The 11,448-nt window shown below is 67.5% G+C and carries 10 protein-coding genes; 4 read left to right on the top strand and 6 right to left on the bottom strand.

The window, feature by feature from the left end; all coding sequences use genetic code 11:
* The first annotated feature begins 314 nt into the window (after window positions 1-314).
* Entirely contained in the window at window positions 315-1,868 is a 1,554-nt protein-coding gene (locus ASE79_RS17605; protein WP_268796173.1) for a lipopolysaccharide biosynthesis protein, read from the top strand.
* An 18-nt stretch (window positions 1,869-1,886) separates the two neighbouring features.
* Here the strand turns inward: ASE79_RS17605 and ASE79_RS17600 are convergent, their stop codons facing one another.
* Window positions 1,887-2,315: a CBS domain-containing protein gene (locus ASE79_RS17600; RefSeq protein ID WP_056419656.1), complete on the bottom strand. Its 429-nt coding sequence runs from the start codon at window positions 2,313-2,315 to the stop codon at window positions 1,887-1,889.
* A 71-nt stretch (window positions 2,316-2,386) separates the two neighbouring features.
* Between ASE79_RS17600 and ASE79_RS17595 the strand changes: the two genes are divergently transcribed.
* Window positions 2,387-2,689, top strand: a complete 303-nt coding sequence (locus tag ASE79_RS17595) for a hypothetical protein (RefSeq protein WP_056419653.1) — start codon at window positions 2,387-2,389, stop codon at window positions 2,687-2,689.
* Window positions 2,690-2,869: 180 nt separating this feature from the next.
* Here the strand turns inward: ASE79_RS17595 and ASE79_RS17590 are convergent, their stop codons facing one another.
* From ASE79_RS17590 to hisS, 4 genes are all read right to left on the bottom strand, one after another.
* Complete coding sequence (locus ASE79_RS17590) at window positions 2,870-4,165, bottom strand: DUF4167 domain-containing protein (RefSeq protein WP_056419651.1); 1,296 nt, start codon at window positions 4,163-4,165, stop codon at window positions 2,870-2,872.
* A 258-nt stretch (window positions 4,166-4,423) separates the two neighbouring features.
* Window positions 4,424-5,242, bottom strand: coding sequence for a peptide chain release factor N(5)-glutamine methyltransferase (gene prmC, locus ASE79_RS17585; protein ID WP_235517026.1), 819 nt, complete (start codon window positions 5,240-5,242; stop codon window positions 4,424-4,426).
* A gap of 138 nt (window positions 5,243-5,380) precedes the next feature.
* On the bottom strand, window positions 5,381-6,454 hold the full coding sequence (gene prfA, locus ASE79_RS17580) for a peptide chain release factor 1 (protein WP_056019641.1): 1,074 nt from the start codon (window positions 6,452-6,454) through the stop codon (window positions 5,381-5,383).
* Between the two features lie 109 nt (window positions 6,455-6,563).
* Window positions 6,564-7,808 carry a histidine--tRNA ligase gene (gene hisS / locus ASE79_RS17575; protein WP_056419647.1) on the bottom strand — a complete coding sequence of 415 codons (1,245 nt, stop codon included), beginning with the start codon at window positions 7,806-7,808 and terminating at the stop codon, window positions 6,564-6,566.
* A gap of 49 nt (window positions 7,809-7,857) precedes the next feature.
* Between hisS and ASE79_RS17570 the strand changes: the two genes are divergently transcribed.
* A complete protein-coding gene (locus tag ASE79_RS17570) occupies window positions 7,858-8,508 on the top strand; it encodes a DUF1345 domain-containing protein (RefSeq protein WP_056419644.1) in 651 nt (216 codons plus the stop codon).
* Window positions 8,509-8,575: 67 nt separating this feature from the next.
* Here the strand turns inward: ASE79_RS17570 and ASE79_RS17565 are convergent, their stop codons facing one another.
* The gene (locus tag ASE79_RS17565) at window positions 8,576-10,609 is read right to left on the bottom strand and encodes an alpha/beta hydrolase family protein (protein ID WP_056419641.1); all 2,034 of its coding nucleotides are present in this window, start codon (window positions 10,607-10,609) and stop codon (window positions 8,576-8,578) included.
* Window positions 10,610-10,862: 253 nt separating this feature from the next.
* Between ASE79_RS17565 and ASE79_RS17560 the strand changes: the two genes are divergently transcribed.
* Window positions 10,863-11,369, top strand: coding sequence for a DNA-deoxyinosine glycosylase (locus tag ASE79_RS17560; RefSeq protein ID WP_056419639.1), 507 nt, complete (start codon window positions 10,863-10,865; stop codon window positions 11,367-11,369).
* Window positions 11,370-11,448 lie beyond the last annotated feature (79 nt).

Below are 11,448 nucleotides of genomic sequence, written 5' to 3'. Positions count from 1 at the left end.
CACTCGCATAACCTCCCTTGCAGGAAGCTTGGAGCATCTGGTTTTTTGCGACCGCTGCAGAAGCCGGTGAGGCACTCCGCTGCGGTGACACCCCTCTACGGCCACCCCGCAGACCCGTCAAACACTTTCTTGCATATTTGTGGCAATTTTTGCCGCCTCACGCGTTCTGCGCCCCCAACCCACCCACACGGACGCCAGCGAAGCGCTTGTTAACGCACCGCATTCCTTAGCTGGTATAGCGACGGCGTCCTGTGACACGCATCATACGTCTTTAGAGTCTCGCCTTAAGCGCTTGTGAAGGCCCATACCGCTACATGCCCGATACGATGGATACCGCGATCCCCGCCCCCACGCCGGCGAACGGACCCGAAACCGTGCCGCCACCGGCCTCGGCGGATGTCCCGGGCGCGCCGGCCGAACCGGCCTCGCTCGCGGGACAGGTCCGCAGCGCGCTCATATGGCGATCGGGCAGCCAGATCGTCGCGCAGATGGTGCAGTGGTGCGCGACCTTCCTCGTGATCCGGATTCTCGCACCGGCCGATTATGGTCTTTTCGCGATGTGCCAGGTGATCCTCACCTTCATGGCGATGCTCAATGGCTATGGACTGGCGAGCGGGCTGATCCAGCAGAAGGAGATCAGCCAGCGCGAAGTGCGCCAGCTGTTCGGGATGCTGATCGTGCTAAACGGTGCGCTGGCGATCGCGCAGCTATCGCTCGCGCCACTGGCGTCCGCTTATTACCGCCAGCCGATCGTCGGCGACATGCTTCGCGTGCAGGCATTGCTGTATCTCACCACACCGTTCATTGCGCTTCCCTATGCGCTGCTGTCCCGCGCGATGGATTTCCGTCACCAGGCCAAGGCGAACATCACCGCGTCGATCGCCTCCGCCAGCGCGGCGCTGGGTGGCGCACTCTATGGCCTTGGCGTGTGGACGTTGGTGCTGGCGCCGATCGTGCTGTTCAGCGTCCGTGGCGCGATGATGACCTGGTCCGCGCGGTCGCTCGTGTGGCCGAGTTTCAACTTTCGCGGGGCGGGGACGATCGCGCGCTATGGCGGGGTGATGGCGGCGGGGCAGCTGTTCTGGTTCCTGCAGAGCCAGGCGGACGTGTTCATCGCGGGGCGCAGCTTTTCGCCGCATACGCTCGGCATCTACACCACCAGCCTGTTCCTCACGCAGATCTTCGTGTCGAAGTTCGTGCCGCCGCTGAACGAGGTTGCCTTCTCCGCCTATGCACGCATGCAGGCCGATCCGGACGCGATCGGGCGCGCGTTCGTCAAGGGCGTGCGGATGGTGATGATCGTCGCGATGCCGTTCTACATGGGGCTCGCCGCGACCGCCGAGCCGCTGGTGCTGACCGTGCTGGGCGACAAATGGCGCGAAACCGCGCCGGTCGTGCAGCTGCTCGCGCTGGCGATGCCGTTCATGACTCTGCAGGTGCTGTTCACGCCGGCCTCGGATGCGCGTGGGCGACCGGGGATCGGCGTGCGGAACGGTGCGACCGGGGCGCTGATCCTGACGATCGCGTTCCTGGTCGGCGTACGATGGGGCCCGACCGGGATGGGGATCGCCTGGATCGCGGCATATCCGCTGTATCTGGCGATCAGCGCGTGGCGGACCTTGCCGGTCATCGGCGTGCACGCGCGTGAGATCGTGCGCGCGGTCGCATCGCCGGCGGTGGCGGCGATCGCGATGGCGGCGATCGTCACGCTGGTGGACCGCAGCCTGCCGCCGCTCGACGCGCATTGGCGGCTCGCCGTGCTCGTGCCCGTTGGCGCCGCGGTCTATGCGAGCTGGATGGGACTGTTCGCGCGGCCGACGATCCGCGAGTTGATCTCGGTCGCGCGGAAACAGCCTACACCGGAATGACCTAAGCGGCGCGAAGGCTCACGCGGACTGGATATATTCGCGCATCGCGGCCGCGTCAGCCTCGATCCGGTCGATGCGGTATTTGACGAGGTCGCCGATCGAGACGAACCCGACCAGCGTGTCGCCATCGATCACCGGGAGATGGCGGATCCGGCGCTGCGTCATCAGCGACAAGGCGCCGATCGCCGACTCGCCCGGGCCGACCGACTTCACCGCGGTGGTCATTACCGTGCCGATCCGCTGCTCCAGCGCGGCAGCACCGTCGGCCTGCAGGCAATGGATGACGTCGCGCTCGGAGAAGATGCCGACCACCCGGTCGCCATCGAGCACCGGTGCCGCACCGATCCGCTTGCCCGCAAGCAGCGCCACCGCCTGCGCCACGGTATCGTCGGGCGTGAGCGACAGGATGCCGCCCTCCCGGTTCTTCAGGATCGCCGCGATCGTCATCTTCGCCTCTCCTCAATTGCGTCTGTTGCGCGTGGGTTGAGGAAACCATGTTTGCCGGGCAATGTGAAGCGATGACCGATCGCCTGCCCGATCACTCCGCCGGAACGCCCACCGGACTCGACGATCCGCACTATGCCGCGTTCGCCTGGGCGCGGTTCCGCGCGATCATGGCGTGGATGGTGCTGGCGGCGGCGACCTGCGTCGCCGGGGTGATCGCGGGCATGGCGCATCTGCAGGGGCCGCTGCACCTGGTGACGATGCTCGCGGTGATTGGCGGAGTCGGCGGGTCGGTGATGATGGCCGGGCTGTTGATGGGCCTGGTGTTTCTCAGTTCGGGCAGCGGGCACGACGAGGACGTGACTCGGATCGAGTGACTCGCGCTTGCGTGGCGGGGGCGGTCCCCGCGAGCGCGCCTTCCGACTGACGCGTACGTATCGGCGTAGTTGCTGGCCCCCGCGCTCTGCTGCGTACCGGCATGAAAAAGGCCGGCACCGCGCTGCGGTACCGGCCTTTTTCTCTTCAGCCCGGACACGAATCCGGGTGACCCATGGGGATCAGCCCGCCTGGACCTCATCGGGTACCGCGCGAACGCGGCGGCGGCGGGGTTTTTCCTCGGGCGACGCGTCCGCGGCGGGGGCTGCGTCGGCTGCCGGCGCCGGTGCCGGTGCCGGTGCGACGGTGGCCGAAATCCCGAGCGATGGCGGCAGACGATCCGCGTCGAACGCGGTCGGTGCGCCCTCGTCCTGCGCCACGGGTGCGTCGAGGCTGCGATCGCGACGCGGGCGACCACGACGGCGAGGCTGTTCTTCGGTCGCGGCGACGGCGGGGGCCGCGACGGGCGACGCGCTCTCGACGGCGTCGGTCGACTGCGCGACCGGATCGGCGGACTCGGTCACCGAACGCAGAGCGTCGGCTTCGGAATCTTGGTTGGCGTTCGCCGTCTGCGCGTTGGCGCGCGGCGCGCGACGGATCGTCTCGCGCGGCGGCGCATCACGGTAGTCGGAGCGGGGTTCACGAACCTGCTCGTCGCGACCCTGCGTATCACGCGCCTGCGCTTCGCGAGCCTGAGCCTGCTCTTCATTGCCGCGCTCGTCGCGCGCTTGGGCGTCGCGGGGCTGGCCATCGCGGTTCGCATTGCGCTGGTTACGCGGGCTGTCGCCACGGACGCGATCTTCGCGCTGGCCTTCGCTGCGCTGGCCTTCGCTGCGCTGGCCTTCGCTGCGCTGGCCCTCGCTGCGCTGGCCGTCGTTACGCTGACCTTCGTTACGCTGACCTTCGTAGCGGGTGTTCTCGTACCGCGGACGGTCTTCGCGCTGTGGCCGATCTTCGCGGTTCTGGCGGGGTGCGTTCTGGTATTGGCCGTTCTGCTGGCCACCGTTCTGCTGCCCGGCATTTTGCTGGCCACCGCTCTGCTGATCGCCACGGCCCTGCTCGGGCGCGCCCTGCTGCTCGCCCGAACGGATCGGTTCGCCCTCGTCGCCATAATCATCGTCGCCGTCGAGATCGAAGGGCTGCTGGCGACGCGGCTGCTGCTGCGCCTGGGGCTGGCTCTCTTCGAAACGCGCGCGCGTCTCGCTCAGGACGCGGAAATAATGGTCCGCGAACTGGAGGTAGTATTCGATGTTGACGCGGTCGCCTTGCATCTGCGCGTCGCGCGCGAGGTTCTTGTACTTCTCGTACAGCTGGCTCGCGTTGCCGCGCGCACGGCTGTCGATGCGGTTGCCGGTGTCGCGACCGCCCTGGCCACCACCACCGCCGCCGCCCTGGCGTTGACCGCCACCACTACCGCCGCCGCCATTATTATTGTTGCCACGACCGCGACGGCGGCCGGCTTGCCGGTTGTTGATCAAGCTTGTGTCCTCAGTCGTCGAACCAAAATCTGGTCGTGCTCCGAAATGCGGTGCAAACCCCCCGCCGCGCACCGATGATCTACACGAGATCGGTGCGTCGAACTTGCCAGGGCCACCGGACTGCAGCGACCTCAAAGCGAAGGATGCGGGTCAACGCCCAAAAACGACCAATGTGTCGAGATTGCGTGCCCCTGCCCACGTGATAGCGTCCGCAAGGGACCTACTACAAGCGAAATATGCGGTTTCGCGCCATATAGTTCAAGGCGCGGTGCAGGGGGTCAGGACTTTGGTCGCGACCAGCGCGCGCGGGTTGTTTCCGTAATCATGGTGGAGCACGACGTGCAAACCCTGCGCGGCGAGCAGGGCGGTGACGGGTTCAGCCTGCGTCGCGCCGATCTCGATCACCGCTGCGCCACCCGGCGCGATCAGCGCGGGGAGTTGCCGGGCGAGGATGCGGTAATCGTCGAGCCCGTCGCGACCGGCGAACAGCGCGGCGTGCGGTTCGTGGTCATGGACTTCGGCCGGGAGTGTTTCGTCGGTGGCGATGTAGGGTGGATTGGCGAGGATCAGGTCGAACTGGCCGACGATCGCGCTCGCCCAGCTCCCGCGGATGAAGCGGGCGCGGTCGGTCATGCCGAGCGTAGCGGCGTTGGCGCGGGCGTAGTCGAGCGCTTGGGAAGAAAAGTCGACCCCGAGACCGCGCGCGGGCCATTCGTCGAGCGCGGCGAGCAACAGCGTGCCGGGGCCGGTGCCGAGATCGAGCACGGTGCCGGGCGCGCGACCCGCGAAATGCGCCTGCGCGGCGATCAGCAGCGTCTCGCTGTCGGCGCGGGGGACGAGCGCGCCGGGGCCGACCGCGAGATCGATCGACCAGAAGCCGCGCGTGCCGGTGATGTAAGCGATCGGTTCGTGGCGCAGACGGCGTTCGACGAGCGCGGCGAAGGCGGCCGGGACGGCGTAGCGATCCGGGTCGAGGAGGAGGGCGTTGCGCCCGATGCCGAGCGCGTGCGCCATCAGGAGTTCGGCATCGAGCCGCGGCGTGGCGGAAAAGGCGAAGCGCGCGGCGGCGGTGGCGATTGCGGCGTTTACGTCTCCCCTTCCGCTTGCGGGAGGGGTCGGGGGAGGGGCAATCACCGGGCGGCGGCGTTTGTGGGACACCCCTCCCCTAGCCCCTCCCGCAAGCGGGAGGGGAATGCCGTCGTGGCCGGGGCACCCTCACCCATCCAATTGCGCCAGCCGGTCCGCCTCGTCCTGTGACACCAGCGCGCCGATCAGCTCGTCCATCTCGCCCGCGACGATTTCCGGCAGGCGGTGCAGAGTCAGGTTGATGCGGTGATCGGTCACGCGGCCTTGCGGGAAGTTGTACGTCCGGATCCTCTCCGAGCGATCGCCCGAGCCGACCATCGATTTGCGCGCGCCCGCGCGCTCGGCGTGCAACCGGTCGCGCTCGGCCTCATAAAGACGCGTCCGCAGCACGCGCAAAGCCTTGGCCTTGTTCTTGTGCTGCGACTTCTCGTCCTGCTGGATCACCGTCAGCCCGGTCGGGATGTGGACGATCCGCACAGCCGAGTCGGTCGTGTTGACCGACTGCCCGCCCGGTCCGGACGAGCGATAGACGTCGATGCGCAGGTCCTTGTCGTCGATCTTGACGTCGACTTCTTCCGCCTCGGGCAGCACCGCGACGGTCGCGGCGGAGGTGTGGATCCGGCCGCCCGCTTCGGTCGCGGGCACGCGCTGGACGCGGTGGACGCCGCTTTCGTATTTGAGCTTGGCGAATACGCCCTGCCCCGTGACGCTGGCCACGACTTCCTTGAAGCCGCCCGCGTCGGACGACGAGCCGGAGATCATCTCGACGCGCCAGCCCTGCGATTCGGCATAACGCTGGTACATGCGGAACAGATCGCCCGCGAACAGCGCTGCCTCGTCGCCGCCGGTGCCGGCTCGGACCTCGAGCATCGCCGAGCGCTCGTCGGCGGAATCGCGCGGCAGCAGCGCGAGCGCGAGCTTGCGGTCCGCGGTCTCGAGCAGCGTGCGGTTCTCGTGCAGCTCCTCGGACGCCATCGCGCGCAACTCGTCGTCGGCATCCTCGGCCATGAAGGCGAGGCTTTCGGCTTCCTGTCGCAGCCGGCGCACTTCGGTGGCGGCCTGCGCTACGGGTTCGAGCTCTGCATATTCCTTCGACACCGCGACGAAGCGGTCGGACGGGAGGTCGCCGGTCGACATCAGCGCCTGCAACTCGTCCCGCCGCGCCTCGATCGCGCGGATGCGGTCGGGGGAAATCTGGGTCATGCGGGCACGCCCTCTTCCGTCATCCCAGCGAACGCTGGGATCTCAATGGGGCGAGTGCCGAGCCCGCCAACCGGAATATCCCAGCTTTCGCTGGGATGACGGGGGAGGCTCAACGCAGCGCCTCCGCGAGATCGGCGAAGGCGACTTCGGCCTGCGTGCCCGCGCCGAGCGTCTTTACGGCCGCGACGCCCTTCGCGAGTTCGTCGTCGCCAAGGATGATCGCGAAGCGCGCGCCGAGCGCGTCGGCCTTCGCCATGCGTGCCTTCATCTTGCCCTTATAGGCCATCTCGACCGCAACGCCTGCACGGCGCAGGTCCGCGACGATACCCATCGCGCGCGCTTCGGCGTCCGCGCCCATCGGCACGACCACCGCGTCGATCGTCGCCGCTGCCGGTTCGTCCAGCAACATCGCCAGTCGCTCGACGCCCGCGGCCCAGCCCACGCCCGCCGTCTCCGGACCGCCGAGCGAGCCGATCAGCCCGTCATAGCGGCCGCCGGCCAGCACGGTGCCCTGCGCGCCCAACCGGTCGGTCACGAACTCGAACGCGGTGTGGCGATAGTAATCGAGCCCGCGGACCAGCCGCGCATTGCGCTCCCACGCGACGCCCGCGGCATCGAGCCCGGCGGTCACCGCGTCGAAGAATGCGCGCGCCTCGGGGGTCAGATACGCGTCGATATCGGGTGCGCTGTCGGCGATCGGGCGGTCGCGCGGATCCTTCGAATCGAGGATCCGCATCGGGTTCTTCTCGAGCCGGGTCAGGCTGTCCTCGGACAACTCGTCGCGATGCGCCTCGAAATGCGCCACCAGTGCCGCGCGCCACGCGTCGCGCGTCTCGGCGTCGCCCAAGGTATTCAGCTGCAACGTCACGCCTTCGGCAATGCCAAGTTCGCGCAGCAGCTGGTCCGCAAGCACCAGAAGTTCGACGTCCGCCGCCGGCTCGGCCGCGCCGATCACCTCGGCGTCGATCTGGTGGAACTGCCGGAACCGCCCCTTTTGCGGGCGCTCGTAGCGGAACACCGGGCCGCTGGTCGTGATCTTGAGCGGCGCGAACTGCTGCCAGCCCTCGGTCAGATAGGCGCGCGCGATCCCCGCGGTGAATTCGGGGCGCAGCGTCAGCGAATCGCCGCCGCGATCCTCGAACGTGTACATTTCCTTCGACACGACATCGGTCGTCTCGCCGAGCGAGCGCGCGAACACCGCGGTCGACTCGAACACCGGGATGTCGATGCGCTGGAAGCAATACAGCGCCCGCACGCGCTCGAACGTCGACAGGACGTGCGCGAAGCGGCGCTGCTCGTCACCGAAAATGTCCTGGGTGCCACGAATGCGGCGCGGGGTTTCTATTCTTGCCATGATGCGCGCGTATCTAGGCGACGTGACCGCGAAGCGCTAGCGCCGTGCCATGAGTAGCAAAGCCAGATATTGGGGCCTGGGCCAACGCGTTGCCCCGCCGCGCTTCGTCCTGTTCGTACTGGTCTTCGTGATCGGGCTGGTGACGATGATCCCGCGCGTCGGGCTCGGGCGGGGCACGATGGGGGCCTTCGACCTTGCCGCCGCGGTGTTCCTGATCGCGGTCTCGACGCTGTTCCGCAACGCCAGCGCCGAGCGGATGCGCCGCGCCGCGCAGGAAAACGACGCCAACCGCGCGGTGCTGCTCGGGTTCAGCGGCACGATCATGCTCGTCATCCTGGTCGCGGTCGCGAAGGAGCTGCAGGGCAAGAACGACGCGGTCGCGATCGTCCTGACGATCACGACGCTGGCGCTCGCGTGGCTGTTCTCGAACATGATCTACACGCTGCACTATGCGCATCTCTATTATGTCGACGATCCTGCGGGGAAGGATGCGAAGGGGCTCGATTTTCCAAGCTGTGACGAGCCCGATTACTGGGACTTCGCCTATTTCGCGTTCACGCTGGGGATGACGTTCCAGACGTCGGACGTCGAGATCACGTCGCGCCGCGTGCGGAAAGCCGCGCTCGGCCAGTGCATGGCGGCGTTCGTGTTCAATATCGGCGTGCTGGCGTTCACGATCAACGTGCTGGGCAGCGGCTGAGCTATCCCCTTTCCGTCAGGGCAGCTTCGTCACGCCGGGCCGGGTCCGGCGTGACGAGGCGGAACGATTATTTGGCGGTCCACTTGTTCATCCAGCCGAGCACCTCGCCATACCATTGGCGCGAGTTCTTCGGCTTGAGCACCCAGTGGTTCTCGTTCGGGTTGACCAGCAACCGCGACGGGATTCCGCGACGCTGGAGCGCGGTGAACGTCGCGAGCCCCTGCGTGTAGGGAATGCGGAAGTCCTTCTCGCCGGTGATCACCAGCATCGGCGTCTTCCACTTGGCGACGTAATTGACCGGGTTCCATTTCTCGAACGCCTGCGGGTCCTCGTAATAGGCCTTCCCGCCATGCTCCCATTCGTCGAACCAGAGCTCTTCGGTCTCGTACGCCATCGCGCGCGCGTCGAACACGCCGTCATGCTGGACGATGCACTTGAAACGATCGGGCCACTGCCCCTCGATCCAGTTCATCATATAGCCGCCGTACGACGCGCCGAGCGCGCAGGCATTGTCGGCATCGAGCCAGGCGAACTTGTCCGTCGCGGCCTTCAGACCCTTTTGCAGATCCTCGAGCGGCCAGCCGCCCCAGTTGTTGCTGATCGCGTCGGTGAAGCCCTGCCCGTAGCCGGTCGACCCGTGGAAATCGACCGCGACCAGGCCATAGCCCGCGCCGGCGAACACCGCCGGATTCCAGCGATACGACCAGCTGTTGTTGCTCGACCCCTGCGGCCCGCCATGGACCATGTACGCGACCGGGACCTTGCCCGTGCTGCCGTACGGTTTCACCGCATAGCCCCAGACGGTGTCGGCGTTGGCGCCCTTGAAGTTGAACCGCGTGACGGTCGGCATGTCGATCCCGGCGAGCTTGGCCGCGTTGACCTGGGTCAGACGCTGGGGCGCACCGCTGCCCGCGATCCGATAGAAATCGGCCGGCGCGGTCAGGCTGTCGATCGCCACCACGGGTCCGCGCGGGGTGATCGCGACCGCGCTGACATGCCCCTCCTGCGTGAGCCGCGTGACGGCGCCGCTCGCCGCATCAACGCGGAACAGCGGCGTCTCCTGCGTGTCGTCGGCCGTGACGTAGAGCGATTTCGAATCGGGGGCCCAGGCGATCGAGCCGACCGACCTGTCCCAGCGCTCGGTCAGCGACACCGTCTTGCCGGTCGCGATGTCACGGACGGTGAGTACCTGGCGATCCGCCTCGAACCCGGGCCTGCGCATCGCGAAATAGGCGAGGCTGCGGCCGTCGGGCGATACCGTCGGGAGGTTGTCGGTCGCCTTGTTCGCCGCGGTCAGATTGACCGGGGCCGCGGAGCCATCGGCAGGGACCGAGAAGATGTCGAGATTGGTCGACAGCGACTCGATCCGCCCCGCCTCGCGCATCGCGAAATAGACGGTGCGGCCGTCGGGGCTCCACGAGACTTCTTCGGCGCCGCCATAGGGCTTTGACGGCGCATCGCCGACGAGCGTGCCGACCAGCGGAACCCCGTTGCCGGTCGCGCCCGCGGCGGTCAGCGGCAATACGAAAAGTTGCGAGCGCGTCCCGTCCGCCCACGTATCCCAGTGGCGCACGAACAGCTGGTCGTACGTGCGGCCGGCGCCGGCGTTCGGATCCTTCTTCTCCATCGCCGGCTCGAGGCTCGGCGCGCCGGGCTTGCGATCCGCCCAGACGAGCAGCTTGTCGCCGGTCGGCGCGACCTTGAAGCCGCCAAAACCACCCTTGAAGCTCGTGAGGCGGCGCGGCGTGCCGCCGGTGATCGGCACCGACCAGATGGCGTCATCGCCGCCCTTGTCGGAGGTGAAATAGACGGTGGTGCCGACGATCTGTGGGTCGTTCTCATTGACCTGCGGATCGGCGAGCAGCTTCACCGCGCGCGCGCCGGGCGTGGTCAGGTCGAGCCGCCAGAGGTCGAAGCGCCCCTTGTCGGCGGCGAGATCGGTCTCGCGCTGCGCCCAGACGAGCCAATGCCCGTCCGGCGAGGCGGTCGGCGCTCCGACGCGGCTGAGCATCGTCACGTCGTCGATGGTGAGCTGCCGGGCGGCGGCGGGGGCACTCGCGAGGGCGAGCACAGCGAGGCTGGCGGAGAGCATGATCTTCATGGCGTGCGTGATAGGACGCTTGCGGGATCGCGCGCAATCGCGGGAATGGGCGGCGCGGTCGATGCTACAGTGCACCTCCCCGGGGGAGGCCGGAGCCCAGGTGGAAGGCTTTTGGTAACCGCACGCTAAACTCCGTTATCAACGTCCCCCAACTGGGCCCCGGCCTCCGCCGGGGAGGTTAGATGGGGGAGATTTCGAGATCCGGTTGGATTTCACGATCGGACTGGCCGGCAGACGGCGTTAGATGCGCCTTATGCAACTCAAGCACTCCTTCCCGCCCGTCGCCGACCCTGATGCCCGAATCCTCGTCCTTGGCAGCCTGCCGGGCGACCGTTCGCTCGCCGCGCAGCGTTATTATGCGCATCCGCAGAACCAGTTCTGGCAGCTGATGTCGCCGGTCGTCGGGTGCGACCTTGCTGCGCTCGACTATGACGACCGGCTTGCGGCGTTGCGTGCGCAGCGGGTCGCATTGTGGGACGTGATCGGATCGGCGCGACGCGCGGGGAGCACCGACGCCGCGATCCTGGATATCGCGGGCAACGACATTGCCGGGCTGATCGCGACGCTGCCCGATCTGCGCGCGATCGCGTTCAACGGTGGCACCGCGCTGAAACAGGGGCTGAAGCTGCTCGGCCGGGATTTCCGCGGACCCGAGATAGTCGCGCTGCCGTCGAGCAGCCCGCTCCACACGATCGGTCTCGCCGCCAAGCAGCCTGCATGGTCTGCACTCGCGGTGTTCCTGCGCGACGCGCAGTTGTAGCGCCCCGTCGACGCAGGCGGATTAGCTGAGCCTCGACAAGGGATTAGCGTGATATCCGGGTGACGTTGCCCACGCGCAG

The organism is Sphingomonas sp. Leaf28 (assembly GCF_001421685.1).
GTDB lineage: Bacteria > Pseudomonadota > Alphaproteobacteria > Sphingomonadales > Sphingomonadaceae > Sphingomonas > Sphingomonas aurantiaca.
The sequence above is the reverse complement of the archived record's forward strand: the minus strand, read 5'-3'. Positions and strand labels throughout refer to the sequence as shown.

Bases quoted from the DNA above. Each gene is read 5' to 3' on its own strand.
- prfA (WP_056019641.1), bottom strand. From the start codon at position 6,454: ATGACCCAGATTTCCCCCGACCGCATCCGCGCGATCGAGGCGCGGCGG.
- hisS (WP_056419647.1), bottom strand. From the start codon at position 7,808: ATGGCAAGAATAGAAACCCCGCGCCGCATTCGTGGCACCCAGGACATT.
- ASE79_RS17565 (WP_056419641.1), bottom strand. From the start codon at position 10,609: ATGAAGATCATGCTCTCCGCCAGCCTCGCTGTGCTCGCCCTCGCGAGT.
- ASE79_RS17570 (WP_056419644.1), top strand. From the start codon at position 7,858: ATGAGTAGCAAAGCCAGATATTGGGGCCTGGGCCAACGCGTTGCCCCG.
- ASE79_RS17605 (WP_268796173.1), top strand. From the start codon at position 315: ATGCCCGATACGATGGATACCGCGATCCCCGCCCCCACGCCGGCGAAC.
- ASE79_RS17560 (WP_056419639.1), top strand. From the start codon at position 10,863: ATGCAACTCAAGCACTCCTTCCCGCCCGTCGCCGACCCTGATGCCCGA.
- ASE79_RS17600 (WP_056419656.1), bottom strand. From the start codon at position 2,315: ATGACGATCGCGGCGATCCTGAAGAACCGGGAGGGCGGCATCCTGTCG.
- ASE79_RS17595 (WP_056419653.1), top strand. From the start codon at position 2,387: ATGACCGATCGCCTGCCCGATCACTCCGCCGGAACGCCCACCGGACTC.